Annotated in this window: 14 protein-coding genes; 5 read left to right on the plus strand and 9 right to left on the minus strand. The window is 61.4% G+C overall.

The genetic code is table 11. The features are described from left to right. Window positions 1–46: 46 nt before the first annotated feature. Window positions 47–940: a putrescine utilization regulator PtrR gene (gene ptrR / locus BK667_RS20190; protein WP_123515366.1), complete on the plus strand. Its 894-nt coding sequence runs from the start codon at window positions 47–49 to the stop codon at window positions 938–940. A gap of 138 nt (window positions 941–1,078) precedes the next feature. Then, window positions 1,079–1,207, plus strand: coding sequence for a PA1414 family protein (locus BK667_RS33620; RefSeq protein WP_003184145.1), 129 nt, complete (start codon window positions 1,079–1,081; stop codon window positions 1,205–1,207). Between the two features lie 209 nt (window positions 1,208–1,416). Here the strand turns inward: BK667_RS33620 and BK667_RS20195 are convergent, their stop codons facing one another. From BK667_RS20195 to speB, 6 genes are all read right to left on the minus strand, one after another. Next, window positions 1,417–1,668 carry a phosphopantetheine-containing protein gene (locus tag BK667_RS20195; RefSeq protein WP_054049151.1) on the minus strand — a complete coding sequence of 84 codons (252 nt, stop codon included), beginning with the start codon at window positions 1,666–1,668 and terminating at the stop codon, window positions 1,417–1,419. Between the two features lie 54 nt (window positions 1,669–1,722). After that, window positions 1,723–2,448 (minus strand): MBL fold metallo-hydrolase, encoded by a 726-nt coding sequence (locus BK667_RS20200; protein WP_123515364.1) that lies wholly within the window; start codon window positions 2,446–2,448, stop codon window positions 1,723–1,725. 85 nt (window positions 2,449–2,533) lie between these two features. Next, window positions 2,534–3,913: a sodium:solute symporter family protein gene (locus BK667_RS20205; protein ID WP_123515362.1), complete on the minus strand. Its 1,380-nt coding sequence runs from the start codon at window positions 3,911–3,913 to the stop codon at window positions 2,534–2,536. Window positions 3,914–4,065: 152 nt separating this feature from the next. Then, entirely contained in the window at window positions 4,066–5,583 is a 1,518-nt protein-coding gene (locus BK667_RS20210) for a purine-cytosine permease family protein (RefSeq protein ID WP_123598681.1), read from the minus strand. Between the two features lie 54 nt (window positions 5,584–5,637). Beyond that, window positions 5,638–6,045, minus strand: coding sequence for a YybH family protein (locus BK667_RS20215; protein WP_123598682.1), 408 nt, complete (start codon window positions 6,043–6,045; stop codon window positions 5,638–5,640). Window positions 6,046–6,054: 9 nt separating this feature from the next. Beyond that, window positions 6,055–7,005, minus strand: coding sequence for an agmatinase (gene speB, locus BK667_RS20220; RefSeq protein WP_123515356.1), 951 nt, complete (start codon window positions 7,003–7,005; stop codon window positions 6,055–6,057). A gap of 309 nt (window positions 7,006–7,314) precedes the next feature. Between speB and BK667_RS20225 the strand changes: the two genes are divergently transcribed. Together BK667_RS20225 and BK667_RS20230 are read left to right on the plus strand one after the other, a co-directional pair. After that, window positions 7,315–8,211, plus strand: coding sequence for a LysR family transcriptional regulator (locus BK667_RS20225; RefSeq protein WP_123598683.1), 897 nt, complete (start codon window positions 7,315–7,317; stop codon window positions 8,209–8,211). Window positions 8,212–8,224: 13 nt separating this feature from the next. Next, window positions 8,225–8,821 (plus strand): tRNA-uridine aminocarboxypropyltransferase, encoded by a 597-nt coding sequence (locus BK667_RS20230; RefSeq protein WP_123598684.1) that lies wholly within the window; start codon window positions 8,225–8,227, stop codon window positions 8,819–8,821. 114 nt (window positions 8,822–8,935) lie between these two features. Here BK667_RS20230 and BK667_RS20235 read toward each other — a convergent pair whose 3' ends face one another. The 3 genes from BK667_RS20235 to BK667_RS20245 form a co-directional block, all read right to left on the minus strand. Next, a complete protein-coding gene (locus BK667_RS20235) occupies window positions 8,936–10,303 on the minus strand; it encodes an HlyD family type I secretion periplasmic adaptor subunit (RefSeq protein ID WP_123515350.1) in 1,368 nt (455 codons plus the stop codon). A gap of 9 nt (window positions 10,304–10,312) precedes the next feature. Then, window positions 10,313–12,472, minus strand: coding sequence for a type I secretion system permease/ATPase (locus tag BK667_RS20240; RefSeq protein WP_123598685.1), 2,160 nt, complete (start codon window positions 12,470–12,472; stop codon window positions 10,313–10,315). A 155-nt stretch (window positions 12,473–12,627) separates the two neighbouring features. Then, window positions 12,628–13,986: a TolC family outer membrane protein gene (locus BK667_RS20245; protein WP_123509062.1), complete on the minus strand. Its 1,359-nt coding sequence runs from the start codon at window positions 13,984–13,986 to the stop codon at window positions 12,628–12,630. Window positions 13,987–14,579: 593 nt separating this feature from the next. Between BK667_RS20245 and BK667_RS20250 the strand changes: the two genes are divergently transcribed. Beyond that, on the plus strand, window positions 14,580–23,921 hold the full coding sequence (locus BK667_RS20250) for a retention module-containing protein (protein WP_123598686.1): 9,342 nt from the start codon (window positions 14,580–14,582) through the stop codon (window positions 23,919–23,921). Window positions 23,922–24,264: the final 343 nt, after the last annotated feature.

Genomic DNA, 24,264 nt, shown 5'->3' on the forward strand with positions numbered 1-24,264 from the left:
TAAAAATGAATAATAGTGAGTAACTTGTTCTGATTTGGAGAAGGTTGTGGAATTCAGCCAGTTGCGGATTTTTCAGGCAGTCGCGCAGGAAGGTTCCATCACTCGCGCGGCTGAACGCCTGCATCGGGTGCCGTCGAACCTGTCGACCCGGCTCAAACAGCTGGAAGAGCAACTCGGCGTCGAACTTTTCCTGCGTGAGCGTCAGCGTTTGCAGTTATCACCTGCGGGAAAAGTCCTGCTGGACTACACCGCCAAGCTGTTTGCCCTACACGACGAAGCCAGCGCGGCGGTGCAGGGCGGGCAACCGGCCGGTGACTTCGTACTCGGCACCATGTACAGCACGGCCGCTATCCACCTTCCGGGGCTGCTGGCGCGTTATCACCGCACCTATCCGGCGGTGAATCTGCAAGTGCAGTCCGGCCCCAGTGGCGAATTGCTGGAAGGTTTACTCACCGGGCGCCTCGATGCGGCGCTGGTGGACGGTCCGCTGGAACTGGCGGGGCTCGATGGAGTGCCGCTGTGCGACGAACGGCTGGTGCTGATCAGCGAGGCCGGTCACCCGCCGATCCTCAGCGCGATGGATGTGCAAGGGCGCTCGGTGTTCACCTTTCGCCAGGGCTGTTCCTACCGGATGCGCCTGGAAGCCTGGTTTGCGCATTACCACGCGGCGATGGGCCGGGCGATAGAGATCGAGTCTTATCCGGGAATGTTGGCCTGCGTGATCGCCGGCTCGGGCGTGGCGCTGATGTCGGAGTCGATGCTCGCCAGCCTGCCGGGTCGCGAAAGCGTGGCGGTGCACCCGTTGGCAGAGCCATTCGCCAGCGCTACCACTTGGCTGATGTGGCGCAAAGGCATGCTTGGGGCGAACTTGAACGCCTGGCTTGAGCAGCAACAATCGGTCTATCCGACGGCGCCGAGTCAGGCGCTGGCGACGGCTTGAACTATTGGTCAGCTATTTGGATCAATTCAGTAACAGATCATTGCGATCTTGGGCGAGCATTGCTTGGCACTTCGGACTATTATCAGTGCGAAGTGGCTACAGAATTCCGCCACTCGGCACTACCCTGAAGGGGGCACCATGAAAGAGAAAATCCAAAACTGGCTGCACGACCTGGGTGTCGCACTCGGTTTGATCGAACCGCCTCTGCAACCTGTGCCTATTCGCACTGACGACGAACAGCGTCGACGCCAGCCGCGCCGCCGGTAAATTGCAGACAGTGCCTATGGCGAACGGGCTTGTTGTGGCGAGGGGGCTTGCCCCCGTTCGGCTGCGCAGCAGTCGTAAGTCGGATGACGCGGTCAATCTGACACAACCGGGGTGAATGGTTTCGGGGCCGCTTCGCAGCCCAACGGGGGCAAGCCCCTCGCCACAAAAGCCTCCCTGCCCTAAATATCGGGTGTGTTTGGCAACCCTTCTCAATGCCGCCCAATCCTCACCAAAAACCGGCTCAAATCCTCCGCCGTCCTGGCGTCCTTGAGCATCCGGTCTTCCTCCGCCGTAAACGCCGTCAACCCCAACTCATCTTCCAAGTGGAAGATCAATTCCTCTATATCTTCTTTATCCAAGCCCAACTGCGCCAGGCTGGCGTTGTCGTCGAAGTCATCCTGACGTTCCAGCAGGCGGCTGATAAAACGGTGCACGGCAGCACGAACGGCGGCTCTTTTCATGGTCGTTCTTCGAGGGCGTTATTGTTGTTTTCCCTTGGCTGAGTACAGCAGGCTTCAGCCGTGGGAGCGCTGCCACTCGTCAATCATCGTGCGCAAATGTTCCCCGGAGAAACTGCCGAAATGCCCGCCATGCACGGTGCGAATCGGCAACGCGTGCAAGCGTTGCAAGCTGTGGGCGTAGTCGTCGAGGTTGGAATGGTAGGCGTCTTCGATCAGCGGCCCGTCGTAGATGATGTCGCCGCTGAACAACGTCTCGGTCGCCGCTTCATAGAGACTGATGCCACCCGGCGAATGCCCCGGCGTGTGCAGGACTTGCAGCACGCGATCACCCAGGTCCAGCACATCACCTTCCTCAATAAGACCCGTCGCGGGCGCGGCTTTGACCCGGTATTCGGCGTAGCACAACGGACAATCGGGATGCGCCTCGAACATCTCGTCACCGACAAACGCCGTGCTCAAGGTGTTCTCGCCGTCCGGCGAAGCGAGGATCTGCGCTTCGGCCGGATGCACCAGCCGTTCGGGGAATTCGTGATGGCCGGCAATGTGGTCAAAATGGCAATGACTGGCCACGGCCACCAACGGTCGCTCGGTGATCCATGGCAGTTGCTCGCGCAGGCTCACCAGCCCCGAGCCACTGTCCAGCAGCAAGTCCTTGTCGCGACCCTGGATGTGCCAGAGGTTGCAGCGGTAGAAGGGGCGGATGTACGGCTCGTGAATCAGGCGAATGCCATCGGCCAAGGTTTTCACTTCGAACCACTGATCGCGAGAAACAATCTTCATTAACGGTTTTCTCCAGACGAAAAAAAACGGGTGTGGCAACCGACGCCACACCCGTCGAAGAAAGCATCAAGTCGTTATGTTCAGCTTAGGCGGCGCTAGCCAAAACGGCCGGGCGACGGGACAGCAGGCTGACCAGCACAAAGCTCACCAAACCCACGCCCAGGCTGTAGTAGATCGGCGTGTTGGAATCCAGACCGTCCTTGAACATGAACACCAGCGCCGTGGCGAAACCCATGCCCATGCTGGCGATAGCGCCGGCGGTGGTTGCGCGCTTCCAGAAAATCGCACCGATCAACGGGATCAGCATGCCGCCCACCAGCAGGTTGTAGGCCAGGGTCAGGGCGCTGATCACGTCGTTCACGACCAGTGCGATGCCGAGCACCACCAGGCCGGTCAGCAGGGTGAACAGACGGTTCATGCCCAGGCTCGACTGTTTGCCTCCGCGCAGTTTCGGCAGCAGGTCTTCGGTCAGCGTAGTGGCAGCGGCGAGCAGGCCGGCGCTGGCGGTGGACATCATGGCGGCCAGTGCCGCAGCGATCACCAGACCACGGATACCGTCCGGCAGGGACAGCTTAACGATGGCGGCGAAGGCGTTGTTGACGTTGTCCAGATCCGGGATCAGCACGTGAGCGGCCATGCCGATCAGGGCGCAGGCCAGGCCGTAGAGGATGCAGTAGAAGCCTGCGAATGTGCCGGCGACCTGAGCCACTTTGGCGGACTTGACGGTGAACACCCGTTGCCAGATGTCCTGACCGATCAGGATGCCGAAGAAGTAGATCATGAAGTAGGTGATGATCGTGTCCCAGCCGATGGTGGTGAAGCTGAAGGCGCTTGCTGGCAGTTTCAGCACCAACTGATCCCAACCGCCTACGCGGTACAGGCAGATCGGCAACAGGATGAACATCAGGCCCACGGTCTTGATCACGAACTGGACGATGTCGGTCAGGGTCAGCGACCACATGCCGCCGATCGCCGAGTAGATCACCACCACGCCACCGCCAAGCAGTACCGACACCCAGAACGGCAGGCCGAACAGCACTTGCAGTACGGTGCCAATGGCGAGGATCGAGACCACGCCGATCATCAGCGCGTACGCCAGCATGATCACCGCGCTCGCCGAGCGGGCCATCGGGTTGTAGCGTTTTTCCAGGACCTGGGTAACGGTGTAGATCTTCAGTTTCAGCAGCGGTTTGGCGAGGAACAGGTTCAGCGCCACGATCCCGCAACCCAGTGCGGCGCACAGCCAGAAACCGGAGATGCCATGGACGTAGCCCAGACGCACGGTGCCGACGGTGGACGCGCCGCCCAGCACGGTGGCGGCCATGGTGCCCATGTACAGGCTCGGGCCGAGGTTGCGACCGGCGACCAAAAAGTCTTCGTTGGTCTTGGCTTTGCGCATGCCGTAATAGCCGAGTATCAGCATCGCGGCGGCGTAGATGAGTACGACGAATAAATCCAATGCCATGATGGCGTGTCTCCGATTGTCTTTTTTATGGTGAAACGAAATCAAACCCGTAGGAGCAAGGCTTGCCCGCGATGAAAGCACCGCGGTCAATCAGGCCGACCGCGTCATCATTCATCGCGGGCAAGCCTTGCTCCTACAGGTAATGCGTTGAATCAGGCGGCTTGGCGCATCGCTGGTTTACCGAGCGAATCCGTGCCTTTGCTACGCGCATCCTGCGGCCCAAACACTTCCCGCGGTTCCGGGAACAAACTCAGCAGCGCCAGGTACACCAGCGAAGCCAGGCCCAACGTCACCGGCAGGCTGATGTCGATGCCGCCGGCCAGGTTGCCTAGCACACCGACGAACTGCCCCGGCAGGTTCACAAAGCACAAACCCACCAGTGCACTCGGGATCCAGGCACCCAGGCCACGCCAGTTCCAGCCGTGGGTGAACCAGTAGCGGCCACCTTTCTCGCCACGGGTGAACACTTGCAGGTCATCCGGGCAGTAGAAGCCGCGACGCACCACCAGGCCGATGATCATGATCACCATCCATGGCGTGGTGCAGGTGATGATCAGCACGGCGAAGGTCGACACGCTCTGCACCAGGTTCGCGGCGAAGCGCCCGATAAAGATGAAGGCAATCGACATCACGCCGATCAACAGCGTCGCCTTGACCCGCGACAGCACCCGAGGAAATACGCTGGACATGTCCAGCCCGGTGCCATACAGCGACGTGGTGCCGGTGGACATGCCGCCGATCACCGCAATCAGGCACACCGGCAGGAAGAACCAGCTCGGCGACACCGCCAGCAGGCCGCCGACGTAGTTGTTGGCCGCGATGTAGTCCGGTGCCTTGATCGCCACGATGGTCGCGGTGGCCAGGCCGAACAGGAACGGGATGAAGGTCGCGATCTGCGAGATCACCACCGCCGCCATGATCCGGCCTTTTGGCGTTTCGCGAGGGATGTAGCGCGACCAGTCACCGAGGAACGCGCCGAAGGAAATCGGGTTGCTCATCGCCACCAGCGCAGCGCCGATGAACGCCGCCCAGAAGCCCGGTTGACCCATGCTGACGGTGCCGGCGTAGTTCACGTCGAAAGGTCCGGCGAAGGCGAAGATGCCCAACAGGAACAGCAGGCTGGCGCTCCACACCGCGATCTTGTTGACCCACAACAGGAAGCGGAAGCCGTAGATGCACACGGTCAGTACCAGGATCGCGAACAGACCGTAAGCCAGGCCCAAAGTCAGGTCGGTTTCCGGCAGGCCGATCAGGCGTTTTGCCCCACCGATCAGCGCATCCCCCGAACTCCACACACTGAGCGAGAAGAAGGCGATGGCGGTCAGCAGGGACAGAAACGAACCGACGATCCGCCCGTGCACGCCGAAGTGCGCACCGGAAGACACGGCGTTGTTGGTGCCATTGATCGGGCCGAACAGGCCCATTGGCGCGAGGATCAGCGAACCGAGCAGCACCCCCAGCACAATCGCCCAGACACCGGCCTGGAACGACAGGCCAAACAGCACCGGGAAACTGCCGAGCACGGCGGTGGCAAAGGTGTTGGAACCGCCGAAGATCATCCGGAACAAGTCCGTCGGGCCTGCGGTACGTTCGCTGTCCGGGATCTGTTCGACCCCGTAGGTTTCAATTTGCGTAAGGCTTTGGTCTTTGTCTTTGTTGTTGTTATTCATGATCAGCTCCGATCATAAAGGCGCGCTCATCGTGTGTGAGCGTCACCTGTTTGGCTAAGGGGAGGGCAGCCCTTCCGGCATTGCGGACAAATGTTCGTGACAGGCCAGCCATAGGCCTTGTTGTTCTTTGCGAAAGACGATGGTCTCGCGCTCCTGGCTGAAGTGTTGCTCCCCTTGCATGCGCAGCTCGGTGGCCACGTCATGGATGAAAATCGCCACGTCACCCTGCAGGCTGACAAAGGCGTTGCTTGAGGCGCACGAAAGCACCTCGAAGCCATCCTCGGCACGCCAGGTGTCCCACAACGCCTGGTAGGCATCGCGTGACAGCAGAGGCTGTTCGACGGTGTAGAACACGAAGCTGGCATCGGCGCTGAAGGCGCCGAAGTAGGCTTCGCGATCGTTACGGGCAAAAGCACTCACCAGATCGGCGGCGGCTTTCAAAACCTGATCGCGTTCGTTCATGACCACTCCTCAGCGGTGGGCCACGCCAGGCAGTACGCAGAGCATTTCGTACAGCAGGTTGGCGGCCAGCAGCGAGGTATTACCGGTGGTGTCGTAAGCGGGCGAGACTTCTACCAGATCGCAACCGACCAGGTCGAGGCCTTGGCAGCCACGCACGATCTCAATCGCCTGAATGGTCGTCAGACCACCGATTTCCGGGGTGCCGGTGCCAGGCGCCCAGGCCGGGTCGATGCCGTCGATGTCGAAACTCAGGTACACCGGACCGCCGCCGACTTTCTCGCGAACTTCGGCCATCAGTGGCGCCAGGGATTTGTGCCAGCACTCTTCGGCCTGGACCACACGGAAGCCTTGTTTGCGGCTCCAGTTGAAGTCTTCGGAGGTGTAGCCCTGGGCGCGCAGACCAATCTGCACGACGCGGTCCGGGTCCAGAAGACCTTCTTCGACGGCGCGACGGAAGGTGGTGCCGTGGGCGATTTTCTCGCCGAACATGTGATCGTTCACATCGGCGTGGGCGTCGATGTGCACCAGGCCGACCTTGCCGTGCTTTTTATGGATGGCACGCAGGATCGGCAGGGTGATGGTGTGGTCGCCGCCCAGGGTCAGGGGGATCACGTCGTGTTCGAGGATGCTGTGGTAGGACTCTTCGATGATCCGCACGGCGTCGAGCAGGTTGAACGTGTTGATCGCCACGTCGCCGATGTCGGCAACCGACAGCGAATCGAACGGTGCAGCGCCGGTGGCCATGTTGTACGGGCGGATCATTACCGATTCAGCGCGAATTTCGCGAGGTCCGAAACGGGTGCCGGGGCGCAGGGAGGTGCCGATGTCCAGCGGCACGCCAATGAAGGCAGCGTCCAGGCCGGCAGCGGTAGGCAAATGGGGGAGTCGCATCATGGTGGCGATGCCGCCGAAGCGCGGCATTTCATTGCCGCCCAGTGGTTGGTGAAGAATCTTGTCCACGGGTAAGGCCTCATCGTCGTTGTTTTATTTATGTCGGTGCGCCGTTCACGGGAGAGACGGGCACCGCTGTGGGCCGATAATGCGAAATGTAGTGGGCGGGAAGAATCGCTACGGGCAAATACTTAGTTCAGATTTTTCTAAACTAATGGCGAGGACGACGATAGACTTCTCCGCGTGATCGTTCCCACGCTCTGCGTGGGAATGCATCCACGGACGCTCCGCGTCCCGCTCTATTTTGCGTGTGACGCAGAGCGTCACGGGCTGCATTCCCACGCAGAGCGTGGGAACGATCGACCGGTGGAGAACCCCATGGCCAGCGCTTTACCCGACCTGAAACTATTGCGCATCTTCGTCAGCGTGGTCCGCCATCAGGGGTTCGCCAACGCCCAGCAAGAGCTCAACCTATCGACCTCGGCGATCAGCACTTACATGAGCCAGCTCGAAGCGGCGCTCGGCCTGGTGCTGTGCCATCGCGGTCGCGGCGGGTTCAGCCTGACCAGCAAGGGCGAGTTGTTCCACCAGGAAACCTTGCGGCTGTTGGGCGAACTCGAAGGCTTCGAGCAATACGCGGCGGCGCTGAAGGGCGAACTGCGCGGCACCCTGAACCTCGGGGTCATCGACTCGACCGTCAGCGACAAAGCCTTGCCCTTCGCCGAAGCCATCGGCGCCTACAGCCAGGAGCACCCGGCGGTGCATTTGCACTTGTCGGTGATGAGCCCTTACGAACTGCAACTCGGCGTGCAGGACAACCGCCTCGACCTGGCCATCGGCGCGTTCTCCACGCGCATGAGCGGTCTGGTCTACATGCCGCTGTACCGCGAACAGCACTGGTTGTATTGCAGCAGCCGCCACCCGTTGTTCACCGAACGGCGCATCCCTGAGCAAGTCATTACTCAGCAACGCATGGTCGGTCGCGGCTACTGGAGCCAGGCGGAATTGGCGCGTCACGGTTTCAAACACAGCGCCGCCACCGTAGAAAGTATGGAAGCGCAGCTGATTCTGGTGCTGTCCGGCGCCTACATCGGCTACCTGCCGGAACACTACGCCCAAGCCTGGGCCGACAAGGGCGATCTGCGGGTGCTGCTGCCAGCGACCTTCGGCTATCAAGCGCCGTTCTCGATGATCATGCGCCGGGGGCGCAGCCGCGAGCCGCTGATCCAGACCTTCCGCGACTTGCTCAAAGCACAGCTCAATCAGGCTGCTTAAAGGAAAAAGAAGCATGCCCAGAATCCAATGCCCCCGCTGCCTGCGCCCGCAAACCCATTGCCTGTGCCCGCTGATCCCAAGCCTCGACAGCCGCACCCGGGTGTTGCTGTTGCAGCATCCCAGCGAAGTGAACCATGCGCTGAATACTGCGCGGCTGGCCGCGTTGGGATTGAAGAATGCCGAGTTGATCGTGGGCGAGTTGTTTGAGGATTTGCCGGCGCTGTTGAACCCACCGGGTTATCAGGCGCGGCTGTTGTTTCCGGCCGACGAGGCGCAGCCGTTGCAGGCTTACGCCACGTCAGATGAGCCGCTGCTGCTGGTAGTGCCGGACGGTACCTGGCGCAAGGCACGCAAGATGCTGCACCTCAATCCGTTGCTGGCGGCGTTGCCCCGGGTGACATTGGTGGATGGCGGTGTGTCGCGGTATCGGCTGCGCAAGGCACCGGGGCCGGGGGCGTTGTCGACGGTGGAGGCGATCGTGCAGGCGTTGCAGGTGCTGGAAGCGCCGACGACGTTCGAACCGTTGTTGAAACCGTTCGAGGCGTTGATCGAGGGGCAGATTGCGGCGATGGGGGAGGAGGTTTTTCAGCGTAATCACGGCAGCAAATGATCGTTCCCACGCTCCGCGTGGGAATGCCGCCCGGGACGCTCCGCGTCCCTTCCCGGATGTGACGCAGAGCGTCACTGGATGCATTCCCACGCGGAGCGTGGGAACGATCACCGATCAGCGTTCGCGCATCGCCTCAGTCCGCGCCTTAAGCACCGGTTTCAACAGGTAATCCAGCACACTTTTCTCCCCGGTAATGATGTCCACCGTCGCCACCATCCCCGGAATGATCAGCAGCGGTTTCACATCCCCGCCCAAGTGGTTCTTATCGGTCCTGACCTGAATCAGGTAAAAGCTGTTGCCCTTGTCATCAGTAATCGTATCCGCCCCGATCAACTCCAGCTTCGCACTCAGCCCACCGTAGATCGTGTAGTCATAAGCGCTGAACTTGACCATGGCTTTCTGTCCCGGATGCAGGAACGCCACGTCCTGTGGCCGGACTTTGGCTTCGATCAGCAGGTTGTCTTCCAGCGGCACGATTTCCACCATGTCGCTGCCCGGCTGCACCACGCCGCCAATGGTGTTGACCTTCAGCACCTTGATGATCCCGTGCACCGGCGACACCACCGTGGTGCGGGTCACGCGGTCGTCGATGGCGATGCTCGATGCCGTGATTTTCGACAGGTCGGTGCGTTTCTCATTCAGCTCTTTGGCCGCGTCGGAACGGAAGGATTGTTCCGACTCGTCGATCTTGCTTTTAATTTCGTTGATCGCCGATTCCGCCCGAGGAATCGCCAGTGTTGTGGCATTCAGCGAGCCGCGAATTTCCACCGCGCTGCGTTTGAGCCGCAGGATTTCCACCGGCGACACCGCCCCGGTGCCCACCAACGGGGCCGACATATTCATCTCTTGTTGCAGCAACGCCAGGCTCGAACTGAATTGCCCCTGTTTCGAGCGGAATTCCGCTAGTTCCTGGGTTTTTTGCCGAAGTTGTTCGGTCAACGTGCGTTGTTCGCTGGCCAGTCGCCGTTGCCGTTGGTCGTACAGCGAACGTTCGTCCTCGGCCACTTGCGGCGCCTTGGCGATCACTTCATCCGAGAGCTTGAACGGCCGGCCCTCGGCCTCAGCGGACAAACGCTCGACCTTCGCGGTCAACGAATAACGATCCGCCTCGCTCTCACCCTTGTTCGATAAAAACCGCGTGTCGTCCAGGCGCAGCAGGGTGTCGCCCTTGTTCACCATTTGCCCTTCACGCACGAAAATCTCGGAAACGATGCCGCCCTCCAGGTTCTGGATCACCTGGACCTTGCTCGACGGAATCGCCTTGCCTTCGCCCATGGTGACTTCCTGCAACACCGCGAACTTGGCCCAGACCAGCGCCGAAATCAGCAACCCTGCTGCCAGCCACACGGTGATCCGCGACAGGCGCGGAGAATCTTGCAACGCGGCGCCGGCGGTTTCCGGCATGTACTCGCTTTCCGCGCTTTTGCTGAAGCTGCCGAAGTAGCCGCGATCCTTTGATACATCGGACGATGAACGAGCCATGGGCAACTCCTAGACGGCCGCAGAGCCGACACGGCCCTTGCGCAGTGCATCGATGACCGCTTCTTTCGGACCGTCGGCGACGATTCGCCCGTTATCCAGCACCACCAGCCGATCCACCAGGCTCAGCATCGAGGTGCGGTGGGTCACCAGCAGCAGGGTTTTGCCCTGGACCCAGCTATGGAGTTTTTGCCGCAGAACGTCTTCGCTGCTGTTGTCCATGGCGCTGGTGGGTTCGTCGAGCAGCATGATTGGCGGGTCGAGCAACAAGGCCCGGGCCAGCAGCACCGCTTGGCGCTGGCCGCCGGACAGCAGTTGTCCGCGTTCACCTACCGGCCGGTCGAAGCCTTGCGGATGTTGGCGCGCAAGGTCGGTGACGCCGGTCAGCTCGGCCACTTCGAGCATCCGTGAATCGCTGACGTAACGGGCGCCGAGGGTCAGGTTGTCGCGCAGGCTGCCGGCCAGCAGCGGCAGGTCGTGGGCTACATAACCGATCTGTTGGCGCAGGTCGGCGACGTCCAGTTGCCGCAGGTCCAGGCCATCGAGCAGCAGTTGGCCTTCTTCCGGTGCGTAGAAACCCATCACCAAACGAGCGAGAGTGCTTTTGCCCGAACCGCTGCGGCCGATGATGCCGATCCGTTCGCCGGGTTTGACGCTGAAACTGATGTTGGCCAACGCCGGAGCATTCTGGCCGTTGTAGTGGAAGGTCACGCCGCTGACGTCCATCGCGCCTTGCAGTTGTGTGCGTTCCAAGGGGCGTTGTTTCGGATCTCGCTCCTGTGGCAACGACATCAGCGCATCCGTGCTTTTCATGGTCAGTTGCGCTTGCTGGTAGCGGGTGATCAACCCGGCGATCTGCCCCAGCGGCGCAAGCACCCGGCTGCCGAGCATGTAGGTCGCCACCAGGGCGCCGACGCTGAGGTTGCCGGCGATGATGCTGTAGACCCCGGCGACGATGGTCGCCATGCCGGAGAATTGCTGGATGAACAGCGTGCCGTTGGTCGCCAGCGCCGAGAGGTTGCGCGCATGGCTGTCGAGGCGGGTGAGGGCGCCGTGGGTGCTTTCCCATTTGTGCTGGCGCTCGCTCTCGGCGCTGCACGCTTTAAGCGTTTCCAGGCCGCCGAGGGTTTCGATCAGCAGCGCCTGGCGTTCGGCGCCGAGGCTCAGGCTCTTCTGCACGGTGTCGCGCAGGCGCACCTGGATCACCATCGCGAAGATGATCGTGATCGGAAACGCCAGCAGCGGTATCACCACCAGCCAGCCGCCGAGCAGGCCGATCACCACCAGCATCAACACGGCGAACGGCAGGTCGATCAGGCTGGTCAGGGTCACGGCGGTGAGAAATTCCCGCAGGCCCTGGAAGTCATGGATGCTTTGGGCGAAGCCGCCGATGGTCGCCGGCCGGGCTTTCATCGCCATGCCGGTGATGCGTTCGAACAGGGTCGCGGACAGGATCACGTCGGTTTTCTTGCCGGCGGTGTCCAGCAGATGGGCGCGGACTACCCGCAGCACCAGCTCGAATCCGGTGCCGATCAGCAAGCCGATGGCCAGTACCCACAACGTCGAAACTGCCTGGTTCGGCACCACCCGGTCGTAGGTCTGCATCACGAACAGGGGCACCATCAGCCCCAGCAGGTTGATCAGGAAACTGGCGAGGATGGCATCGCTGTACAGCCATTTCGACAGCTTCAGCGTGTCGCGAAACCACGCTTCGACCCGCGGCACCAGGGGCGAGCGCAGGTCTTCGAGTTCATGGCGTGGCCGGGCGAATAACGCCTGGCCACTGTAATTGGCGGTCAGCTCTTCACGGCTGACCCATTGTTCACCGCCCTCGGCTTCGCTGGGCAGAATCAGCAACTGACCGTCATCGCCGAAGCGGCGCAGCACGGCGGTGCGGCCGTCGTTGAGGATCAGTAACACCGGCAGGTTGAGGGCGGAAATATCCGCCAGTTCGCGCCGCAGCAAACGCGCCTGCAAACTCGCCCGGGCAGCTGCGCGGGGCAGCAGGTCCAGGCTCATGCGTTGTTTGTTCAGGGGCAGGCCGGCACTCAGGCTGGCGCGACTGACCGCCGCGCCGTGGAGTTTGCAGAGGATCAACAGACCGTCCAGAAGCGGGTCATCGAAGCTCAGGCGCGGATCGACCCCAGTGTTGCCGGGTTCCATGCTGGTCAAATTGATCGCTCCTGTTGTTGGCGTATACGTCTACACATCTCCCCATGTAGGAGCTGCCGAAGGCTGCGATCTTTTGATCTTGATCTTAAAAACAAGATCAAAAGATCGCAGCCTTCGGCAGCTCCTACCGGGTTTCCGGGTTCCCGGATTACCGCTTACTTCAGTTCAGGCAAACGCGCTTCGTTTTTCACTTCCGATGAAGCGATCGCATCGGCGGGCAGCACCACCCGTTGTTTGCTCAGCAACTGACCCATGTTCGCCAGTACGCGGTACATCGAGTACTCCTCGGTGTAGCGCACTTCGGTGTAGCGGCGGTTGGCGTTGTAGAGTTCGTTTTCACTGTCGAGCAAGTCGAGCAGGGTCCGTTGGCCGAGGCCGAACTGATCCTGATAGGCCGCGCGTACGCGTTTGGTGGTTTCGGCGTATTCGCGAGCGGTCGGGGTTTGTTTCTTCGCGTTGACCATGGCGTTCCAGGCCAGGTGAATGTTCTCGTTGAGCTGGCGCAGGGCGTTGTTGCGGATGTCCATCGCCTGGTTGATCTGGTGCGCATCGGAGGCCAGGCGCGCCTTGTCGCTGCCGCCGCGGAACAGGTTGTAGTTCATGATCACGCCGACGCGCCATTCGTTGTCGTGGCCTTCATCGCCCTGCACGTTGTTGTTCGCGCCTACTGCGGCTTCGGCGTCGAAGCGTGGGTAGAACGGCGACTTGGCGACTTCGTACTGACTCTCGGCCGATTGCACATCCGCCTGGGCGGATTTCAGGTACGGGTTGTTCTCGACCATGCTCTGCTGGGCTTCCGGCAGGCTGGTCGGCAACTCACCACGAGTCGAGGGCGGCGCTTCGAGTTCATCGGGAATGCGCCCGACCACGCTGTAGAAGTTCGACTCGGCGTCGGCCAAATCGACTTCCGCCGTGTCCAGGTTGTTTTGCGCCAGTGCCCGGCGAGCGGTGGACTGATCGGAGTCGGCATTGCTGCCGACACCGCGCTGGGTGCGCAGGCCGATCTGATCGTTGACCCGCATGTGGGCTTGCAGGTTGTTGGTGGCCAGTGTCACCAGCTCACGGCGCTTGAGCACTTCGAGGTACACCTCGATGGTGCGCAGGGCCAGATCCTGGGCGGTGCCCTGGGCGTAATAGGCCCGGGAGTTGGACACGCCTTTGGTGCGCTCGACCTCGTTGGCGGTGTTGAACCCGTCGAACAGCATCTGCCGCAGGCGCAATTCCGATTGGGTGTAATTCAGGATTTCGGTGTGGTGATTACCGAAGGCCCGGGTGTTGGTGTTATCGCTGTAGCCGCGCCCGTAAGCGGCGTTCAAATCCACCGATGGATAGAAGCCCCCTTTGGCGACTTTCACTTGTTCATCCGCTGACAGGCGCGCGTCCACGCGCGATGCAAGTTCGGGGTGAGTCGCGATGGTGCTTTGGATCGCGTCGGTCAACGACATGGCCTGAGCCTGAGAAGTGCAGGCCATGGCCAGCAAAACCGCGCTGCAGAGGGGGGTTAAAAGGCGCATGGGTACTTCTCCCTGTTTCCTGATGGTGCTTACTTGTCGTCAAATACTTGACGCTATTTTTAGGTGAAACCGTTTCACTCTTGTAACAACAGAGCTAAGAACATTCTGGAGAGAACCTAAGAACTGTTTCTCATAAGGGTTATGCCAAAAAAAACTTATGCGCTCTGAAAAATCCAGCACATTGTTCATTCCGAAAGCCCTTGATTTATGAGCCTTAGGGAGCTTGCAGAGGGCTTGAGGAAAGTTCCATCCACTTAGCGACATAGGGCGAAGAAGTGCTGGAGGGGAGGGAAGTGGGACGGTTTTGAGGTGACATTTTTTTGTCACTCGAGTGATTCAGGACCGTTACGCAGCGCTCGCAGGGTGGTTGTTCCGCAGTAGGAACCCGATGCCATTGATTGCAGAGGGTTTTATGCCGAGCCGGAGCAAAGGCCCGCGAGTGGCACGCTTGGCGAGAACGTCGCCAGGGATGCGGTTTACTTCGGTAAAGCGCATTCCGGTAGACGATCCGCCAGGCAGCCCGCTTTTCACCATGAGCACGCTCTTCGCGCAACCAGGTGCCGACAGGTGTTGGCAGCGCAGGAGATTTGCACATGGCTACGCTCATTGGGATCGTCAGTAAGGTTATTGGTCAGGTGTTCGCGGTTGCGGCCGACGGTACCCGACGCGCGTTGGTCGAAGGCGACCGGTTGTTTGCCGGCGACCAACTGGTCACCGGGGCCGAAGGCGCGGTGGCGGTCCATCTGCAAAATGGCCAGGAGCTGACGCTTGGGCGTGGCAGCAGTCTGCAAATGACCTCGCAACTGCTCGCGCATCAGGCGCCCCATGTGGACACGCCTGAAGCGGTGACGCCAACTGAAGCTCAGCTGACCGACGTACAAAAACTCCAGCAAGCCATCGCGGCCGGCGCCGACCCGACCCAAACCGGTGAAGCCACTGCAGCGGGCCCGCAGGCGACGGGTGCCCCTGGTGGTGCCCTGGGTGGCGGTCACAATTTCGTGCTGCTGGAAGAAGTGGGCGGGCGGGTCGATCCGACCATCGGATTCCCGACTGCCGGTTTCGGCGGCATTCCGGAGATTCCTGAAGAACGGCACAACGCCGATGTTCAGCAAAACGACAACACCCCGGTGCCGGTCAATAACATCGTCACCCTTGGCGGCCTCGACTCTGCGGGCGGTGAACTGACCCTCAACGAAGCCAATCTGCCCGACGGCTCGGCGGCCAATCCAGCGGCCCTGACTCAGAACGGCACGTTCACCGTGACTGCGCCCGACGGCCTGCTGAGCCTCAACATCGGCGGCATCAACGTGATCAGCGGCGGGGCGGCCTCGGGCTTCCCGCAATCGATCACCACTCAACTCGGCAACACCCTGACCATCACCGGCTATAACCCGGCCACCGGCGTGGTGAATTACAGCTACACCCTCAACGGCAACGAAACCCATTCGGCCGGCGATGGCGCCAACAATCTCAGCGAGCAATTCACCGTGGTCGCGGGTGATACCAACGGCGACACGGCCACCGGCTCGCTGGATATCAACATCACCGACGACGTGCCCAAGGCTATCGATGACAACAACGGCACCGCGTCTGAAACCCTGCTGACGTTGACCGGCAACGTGCTGACCAACGATATACAAGGCGCGGATCGCGTAGCGACTGGCCCAACCAGCGGCCCGATCACCCCCGGCACCTTCGTGGGGACTTACGGCACCCTGGTGCTCAACGCCAACGGCACCTACACCTACACGCTCAATACCAACGATGCGGATTTCAAAGCGCTGCACGGCGGCGGCAATGGCACGGAAACCTTCGCCTACACCCTCACCGACGCTGATGGCGACTCCAGCACGGCCAACCTGGTGCTGCAAATCCACAACAACGACGATCCAGTGACGATTGGCGGGCTGAACGCTGAAGGTGGCGAGCTCACCGTTTTCGAGAAAAACCTGAGTTTGGGCAGTGCGCCGGATGCCACCGCGTTGACCCAGAACGGCACGTTCACCATCACCGCGCTGGACGGCGTGCAGACGTTGAGTGTCGGCGGGATCACCGTCGTCAGCGGCGGCGTGGCCGCTGGTTTCCCGCAATCGATTTCTACCGGTTTGGGCAACACCCTGACCATCACCGGGTTTGACAGCGCCACCGGCGTGGTCAGTTACAGCTACACCTTGAACGGCAACGATGCGCATCCAACGGCGGGCGGCGCGAATAATCTGCCTGAGCAATTTGCGGTGACCGTAGTCGATGACAACGGCACCACGGCCAACGGTTCGCTGGACGTCAATGTGATCGACGACGTGCCGAAAGCGATAGACGACAGCAATGCGAGCACGGCGTCGGAAACGCTGCTGACGCTGAATGGCAATGTGCTGACCAACGATGTGCAAGGCGCGGATCGTGTGGCAACCGGTCCTGTGACGCCCGGCACCTTCGCCGGTACTTACGGCACCTTGGTGTTGAATGCCAACGGGACCTATACGTACACCCTGAACACCAGCGACGCCGATTTCAAAGCGCTGCACGGTGGTGGCAACGGCACCGAGAATTTCACCTACACCATCACCGATTCGGATGGGGATGCGAGCACTGCGACGTTAGTGCTGCAAATCCACAACAACGATGACCCGGTGACGATTGGTGGGTTGAACGCTGAAGGTGGCGAACTCACGGTTTTCGAGAAAAACCTGAGCCTGGGCAGTGCGCCGGATGCCACGGCGTTGACTCAAAGCGGCACGTTCACCATCACCGCGCTGGATGGCGTGCAGACGTTGAGTGTCGGCGGGATCACCGTCGTCAGCGGCGGCGTGGCCGCTGGTTTCCCGCAATCGATTTCTACCGGTTTGGGCAACACCCTGACCATCACCGGGTTTGACAGCGCCACCGGCGTGGTCAGTTACAGCTACACGTTGAACGGCAACGATGCGCATCCGACTGCGGGCGGTGCAAACAATCTGCCTGAGCAATTTGCAGTGACGGTGGTCGATGACAACGGCACTACGGCCAATGGTTCCCTGGACGTCAATGTGATCGACGACGTGCCGAAAGCGGTGGACGACAGCAATGCGAGCACAGCTTCTGAAACCCTGCTGACACTCAACGGCAACGTACTGACCAACGACGTGCAAGGCGCGGATCGCGTGGCGACCGGACCTGTGACGCCCGGCACCTTCGCCGGCACTTACGGCACCTTGGTGCTCAACGCCAACGGCACCTACACCTACACGCTCAATACCACTGACGCGGACTTCAAAGCCCTGCACGGCGGCGGCAACGGCACCGAGAATTTCACCTACACCATCACCGATTCCGACGGCGATGCGAGCACTGCAACGTTGGTGCTGCAAATCCATAACAACGACGACCCGGTCGTCATCAACGGTCTGAACGTTGAGGGTGGCGAACTCACCGTCTACGAGAAAAACCTCAGCCTCGGCAGCGCGCCCGACAGCACTCAACTGACCCAGAACGGCACCTTCACCATCACCGCCCTCGATGGCGTGCAAACCCTAACGGTCGGCGGCATCACCGTCGTCAGCGGCGGTGTGGCGGCAGGTTTCCCACAATCCATCCCGACCGGTTTGGGCAATACCCTGACCATCACCGGTTTCGATGCCACCACTGGCGTGGTCAGCTACAGCTACACCTTGAACGGCAACGATGCGCATCCGACGGCGGGCGGTGCAAACAATCTGCCTGAGCAATTTGCGGTGACCGTAGTCGATGACAACGGCACCACGGCCAACGGCTCCCTAGACGTCAACGTTATCGACGATCTGCCAAAAGCGGTGGATGACAGCAATGCGAGCACAGCTTCTGAAACCCTGCTGACACTGAACGGCAACGTGCTGACCAATGACGTGCAAGGCGCGGATCGTGTGGCGACCGGACCTGTGACGCCCGGCACCTTCGCCGGCACTTACGGCACCTTGGTGCTCAACGCCAACGGCACCTACACCTACACACTCAATACCACTGACGCGGACTTCAAAGCCCTGCACGGCGGCGGCAACGGCACCGAGAATTTCACCTACACCATCACCGATTCCGATGGCGACACCAGCACCGCCAACCTTGTGCTGCAAATCCACAACAACGACGACCCGGTCATCATCAACGGCCTGAACGTCGAAGGCGGCGAGCTCACTGTCTACGAGAAAAACCTTAGCCTCGGCAGCGCGCCCGACAGCACTCAACTGACCCAAAGCGGCACCTTCACCATCACCGCCCTCGATGGCGTGCAAACCCTCACTGTCGGCGGCATCACCGTCGTCACCGGCGGTGTGGCGGCAGGTTTCCCACAATCCATCCCGACCGGTTTGGGCAATACCCTGACCATCACCGGTTTCGATGCCACCACCGGGGTCGTCAGCTACAGCTACACCCTCAATGGCAACGACGCGCACCCAACCGCCAATGGCGCGAACAATCTGCCTGAGCAGTTCGCCGTCACTGTGGTCGATGACAACGGCACCACCGCCAACGGATCCCTGGACGTCAACGTCATCGACGATCTGCCGAAAGCCGTGAACGACAGCAACGCCGGCACCGCTTCGGAAAGCCTGTTGACCCTCAACGGCAACGTACTGACCAACGACGTGCAAGGCGCGGATCGCGTGGCGACCGGACCTGTAACCCCCGGCACCTTCACCGGCACTTACGGCACCTTGGTCCTCAACGCCAACGGCACCTACACCTACACCCTGAACACCAGTGACGCAGACTTCAAAAACCTGCACGGCAATGGCAACGGCACTGAAAACTTCACCTACACCCTCACCGATTCCGACGGCGATACCAGCACGGCGACCCTGGTGCTGCAAATCCACAACAACGACGACCCGGTGACCCTCAACGGCCTCGATGTCGTGGGCGGCGAGTTGACGGTTTACGAAAAGAACCTCAGCGACGGCACCAGCCCCAATACGCCAGCGCTGACCCAGAGCGGCACCTTTACGGTTACCGCGCTGGACGGCTTGCAAACCCTCGATGTGGGCGGCATTCATGTGGTGGTCGGTGGTGTGGCTGCCGGCTTCCCGCAATCGATCGTGACACCGCTCGGCAGTACGCTGACTGTCACGGGTTACGACGCGACCACGGGCGTTGTCAGCTACAGCTACACCCTGGTGAACACTGAAACCCACCCAACCGCCAACGGTGCCAACAGCATCACCGAAAACTTCAACGTGGTGGCCACGGACACCGATGGCAGCACGGCCACCAATCAAATCAACGTCAACATCGTCGACGACTTGCCAACGGCCCACGCCGATAGCGCGTCGGTGGCCGAGGGCGGGACGGTGTCGGGCAACGTGCTGGATAACGACATCGGCGGTGCTGATGGCCCGGCGCTCACCGGTGCAGTGGTCGGCGTACGCGCCGGCAGCGACACCTCGACCTCGGCCATCGGTGGCCTGGGCTCGAACATCAATGGCACCTACGGTTACCTGACGCTGGATACCAACGGCAACGCGGTCTATCACAGCAATCCCAACGCAGTGAACGCCCCGGGCGCCACCGATACCTTCGTCTACACCGTGCGCGATGCCGATGGCGATGAAAGCACCACGACTATCACCATCGACGTCTCGAACAGCTGCATCAAAGCGGTCAGCGATACCGACGTGACCGTCTACGAAAAAGCCCTGGACCTGACGAAAGATGGCCAGGACCTGGCGGCCGGCACCGTCGTCGGCAGCGATCCGACCAGCACCGGCGAAACCGCCAGTGGCACCCTGGTCGGCTCGGTCACCGGGGCCATCGGCGCGATCACTTACACCCTGGTGGGCAGCGCCAATGGCGCCTTTGGCCAGATCGTGCTCAACCCCAACGGCACGTACACCTACACCCTGACATCGCCTGCGAGCACCACGCCCCATGCCGATGACGGCGCCAACACGCTGACTGAAAGCTTCACCTACCAGGCCACCGATTCCCTGGGCAACATCAGCACCAGCACCATCGTCGTGCAGATCGTCGATGACGTGCCAAAAGCGGTCAACGACAGCAACGTTGGCGCGGCTTCAGAGACTGCGTTGACGCTCAATGGCAACGTCCTGACCAACGACATTCAGGGCGCGGACCTTGTTGCCACCGGACCGAACACCGGCCCTGTGACCCCCGGTACATTCACCGGGACTTACGGCACGCTGGTCCTGAATGCCAACGGCACCTACACCTACACCCTCAACCCCAACGATGCCGACTTCAAAAATCTGCACGGCGGCGGCAACGGCACGGAAACCTTTGCCTACACGATTACCGATTCGGACGGCGACACCAGCACCGCCAACCTGGTGCTGCAAATCCACAACAACGACGACCCGGTCGTCCTCAACGGCCTCAACGTCAACGGCGGCGAGCTGACGGTCTACGAGAAAAACCTCAGCGACGGCAGCACCCCCAACACGCCGGCCCTGACCCAAAGCGGCACCTTCACCGTCACCGCACTGGATGGTTTGCAAACCCTCGACGTCGGCGGCATTCATGTGGTTGCTGGCGGCGTAGCGGCAGGCTTCCCGCAATCGGTGACCACCGCGCTCGGCAGTACGTTCACCGTCACCGGTTACAACGCGAGCACCGGCGTGGTCAGCTACAGCTACACCCTGGTGGATAACGAAACCCATCCGACCGCCAACGGCGCCAACAGCATCACCGAGAACATCAATGTGGTGGCCACGGACGCCGACGGCAGCACCGCGTCGGGGCAGATCAACGTCAACATCGTCGATGACTTGCCAACCGCTGCGCCAAACACTGGCACCGTGGCCGAAGGCGCGACCGTCAACATCAGCGTGCTCGGCAACGACGTGCTCGGTGCCGATGGCGCGGCGGCGGGCGGGGCGGTGGTCGGTGTGCGCGCCGGCAGCAACACCGCCACCTCGGCGGTCGGCGGGCTGGGCACCAACATCAACGGCACCTACGGCTACCTGACCCTGGATGCGGCGGGCAACGCCGTGTACCACAGCAATCCGAACTCGGTGGGCGTGGCGGGGGCGACCGATACGTTTGTCTACACGGTGCGCGATTCCGACGGCGACGAAAGCACCACCACCATCACGATTAACGTCAACGACAGCGGCCTCAAAGCGGTGGTCGATCAGGACGTGACGGTCTTCGAAAAAGCCCTCGACCTGAGCAAGGATGGCCTCGATCTGGCACCCGGCACGGTTACCGGCAGCGACCCGACCAACACCGGCGAAACCGCTACCGGCACGCTGGTCGGTTCGGTCACCGGCGGCACCGGTCCGTTGACTTACAGCGTGGTCGGCAGCGCCACCGGGACCTACGGGCAAATCCTGATCAACCCGGACGGCAGCTACACCTACACCCTGACCTCGGCGCCGAAAACTTCGCCGAATGCCAACGACGGGCCGAACACCCTGAGCGAAAGTTTTACCTACAAAGCCACCGATGCCCTGGGCAACAGCACCACCAGCACCATCGTGGTGAACATCGTCGATGACGTGCCAAAAGCGGTGGCGTCGGACCGTTCGGTAACCGCGGTGGAAATCGATTCCAACCTGCTGCTGGTGATCGACGTCTCCGGCAGTATGGCCGATGCCTCCGGTGTGCCCGGCCTGTCTCGGATAGAGTTGGCGAAGCAGGCGATCAGCGCCTTGCTCGATAAGTACGATGACCTTGGCGATGTGAAAGTGCAGATCGTCACCTTCAGCAGCAGCGCCACCGACAAGACCTCGGTCTGGGTCGATGTGGCCACCGCCAAGTCGATCATCGCCTCGCTCACCGCAGGCGGTGGCACCAACTACGACGCGGCGGTCGCAGCAGCGAAACTGGCGTTCGGCACACCGGGGCAACTGACCGGGGCGCAGAACGTCGGGTACTTCTTCTCCGACGGCAAGCCTACCTCCGGCCAGGAAACCGGTACGGCGGATGAGGCCGCCTGGAAGGCTTTCCTCGACGCCAATGGCATCAAAAACTATGCGATCGGCCTGGGCAGTGGCGTCAGCAATGCCAACCTCAACCCGTTGGCGTATGACGGCAGCACCCACACCGACACCAACGCGGTGGTGGTCACCGACCTCAATCAACTCAACTCGGTGCTCTCGGGTACCGTGCAGGGCGCACCGGTTACCGGCACGCTGCTGGAGGGCGGCTCGTTCGGCGCTGATGGCGGTTTCATCAAAACCATCGTGGTCGATGGCACCACCTACACCTACGACCCGAAAGGCAACAGCAACCAGGGCGCGCTGACGTTCAGTGGCACCAACCACGGCACGTTCAACACGGTGAACAACAGCATCAGCATCGCCACCAACAACAGTGGCACGCTGGTAGTGAACCTCGACACCGGCGAATACACCTACACCTCGCAAAAAACCACGGCGGTGGTGATCACCGAAAACATCGGCTTCACCGTCAGCGACAACGACGGAGACCTGGCCAGCTCGACGCTGACGGTCAAAGTCATTCCGAATGCGCCACCGGTGGCGGTCGATGACCACATCATCACCAACGTGCTGTCGAGCACCATCGTGGTGCCGGGCGAGCTGCTGCTGGCCAACGACACCGACGTCAACGGCGATCCGATGACGGCGACACCGACCACGTTCAACACCGGTTGGGCGGCCAAGGGCGCGGACTTCGTCGGCACTGGCGCCATCAGCTTTGCCGGCACCGGCAACACTGCCGCCAACCAGGCACTGGCCGATGTGCGTAACTCCTTTGCGGCGAACTCGGCGGCCATGACGGCGGTGCTGGTCATCAGCGGTTACCTGGGCGCGGTCACCACGTCCAACGCCAACGATGAAGACCTCATCACCGTCAAACTGAAACAGGGCGAAACCCTCAACCTTGACCACAACCTGGCGGCCGGTCACGTGACCATGGAGTACTCGCTCAATGGCGGCGCGTTCGTGAGCATCGCCGATGGCGGGACCATCACCGCGTCGGCGGATGGCACCTACCAGATCCACGTCACCAACATCACCAACACCAGTGGCAGCAACCCCACGGGGTCCGAGAACTATCAGCTGACCATGACCGTCAACTACGCCGGGGCCCACGACGTCACGCCGGATTACCACGGCACCTACACCGCCAACGACAGCCATGGCGGCAGCGACACGGCAAACGTGACCATCAGCTACCAGGATGGCCACACCCTCACCGGCACCTCGGGCGATGACGTGTTGGTGGCCGGCACCGGCAACAACATCCTCAACGCGGGCGACGGCAACGACGTGCTCACCGCCGGCAGCGGCAACAACGAGTTGCACGGCGGCGCCGGCAACGACTTGCTGTACAGCGGCCCCGGCAACGACCTGCTCGATGGCGGCACTGGCATCGACACCGTCAGCTACGCCCACGCCACGGCGGGCGTCACCGTCGACCTGAGCCTGCTCACCGCGCAAAACACCCTGGGCGCCGGCACCGACACCCTCACCGGTATCGAGAACCTGACCGGCTCCAACTTCAACGACACCTTGACGGGGGACAATAACAACAACGTGATCAACGGCGGCCTGGGCAACGACACACTCAATGGCGGTGGCGGCGACGACATCCTCATCGGCGGCCTGGGCAACAACACCCTCACCGGCGGCGCGGGGGCGGACACCTTCCAGTGGTTGGCTGGCAACAGCGGCCACGATGTGGTCACTGACTTCACCCCCGGCACCGACAAACTGGACCTGTCACAACTGCTGCAAGGCGAAAACGGCACCACCGCGTCGCTGGATGACTACCTGCACTTCACCGTCACCGGCAGCGGTGCGAGCCTGGTCACCAGCATCGACGTCAGCGCCATGGCCGGCGCCACGCCGACCCAGACCATCGACCTGGCCGGCGTCAACCTCGCCAGCCACTACGGCGTCACACCGGGCGCGGGTGGTGTGGTCGCGGGCGGGCACGACACGGCAACCATCATCACCGGCATGCTCAACGACCATTCGTTGAAGGTGGATACCGTCTGATGCAATAGGGCTGAAACGACAAAACCCGCCATCCCTTTGAAAGGGGATGACGGGTTTTTTGTTGTCCGGGATTCGGAGTTGCGCTGCCTGACACCACCCCCCTGTGGGAGCGGGCTTGCTCGCGAAGAGGCCCTGTCAGACGAGTGAGATATCGGCTGACACACCGCCATCGCGAGCAAGTCGGCTCCCACAGTTGATCTGTGTCGCTTGCGAATTTTGTGTACGACATCAGTCCCCTGTGGGAGCGAGCCTGCTCGCGAAGAACGATAACGCGGTGTACCTGAAAAACCCCTGCATCTTTCGTGTGAAGGCTTGCCCGATCACCAAAATTCAACTCATCTAG

The organism is Pseudomonas frederiksbergensis (assembly GCF_003732705.1).
Classification (GTDB): domain Bacteria; phylum Pseudomonadota; class Gammaproteobacteria; order Pseudomonadales; family Pseudomonadaceae; genus Aquipseudomonas; species Aquipseudomonas frederiksbergensis_F.

Excerpts from the sequence above, each read along its gene's own strand:
- BK667_RS33620 (WP_003184145.1), top strand. The coding sequence starts at position 1,079 with ATGAAAGAGAAAATCCAAAACTGGCTGCACGACCTGGGTGTCGCACTC.
- BK667_RS20195 (WP_054049151.1), bottom strand. The coding sequence starts at position 1,668 with ATGAAAAGAGCCGCCGTTCGTGCTGCCGTGCACCGTTTTATCAGCCGC.
- BK667_RS20200 (WP_123515364.1), bottom strand. The coding sequence starts at position 2,448 with ATGAAGATTGTTTCTCGCGATCAGTGGTTCGAAGTGAAAACCTTGGCC.
- BK667_RS20205 (WP_123515362.1), bottom strand. The coding sequence starts at position 3,913 with ATGGCATTGGATTTATTCGTCGTACTCATCTACGCCGCCGCGATGCTG.
- BK667_RS20210 (WP_123598681.1), bottom strand. The coding sequence starts at position 5,583 with ATGAATAACAACAACAAAGACAAAGACCAAAGCCTTACGCAAATTGAA.
- BK667_RS20215 (WP_123598682.1), bottom strand. The coding sequence starts at position 6,045 with ATGAACGAACGCGATCAGGTTTTGAAAGCCGCCGCCGATCTGGTGAGT.
- BK667_RS20225 (WP_123598683.1), top strand. The coding sequence starts at position 7,315 with ATGGCCAGCGCTTTACCCGACCTGAAACTATTGCGCATCTTCGTCAGC.
- BK667_RS20230 (WP_123598684.1), top strand. The coding sequence starts at position 8,225 with ATGCCCAGAATCCAATGCCCCCGCTGCCTGCGCCCGCAAACCCATTGC.
- BK667_RS20235 (WP_123515350.1), bottom strand. The coding sequence starts at position 10,303 with ATGGCTCGTTCATCGTCCGATGTATCAAAGGATCGCGGCTACTTCGGC.
- BK667_RS20245 (WP_123509062.1), bottom strand. The coding sequence starts at position 13,986 with ATGCGCCTTTTAACCCCCCTCTGCAGCGCGGTTTTGCTGGCCATGGCC.
- BK667_RS20250 (WP_123598686.1), top strand. The coding sequence starts at position 14,580 with ATGGCTACGCTCATTGGGATCGTCAGTAAGGTTATTGGTCAGGTGTTC.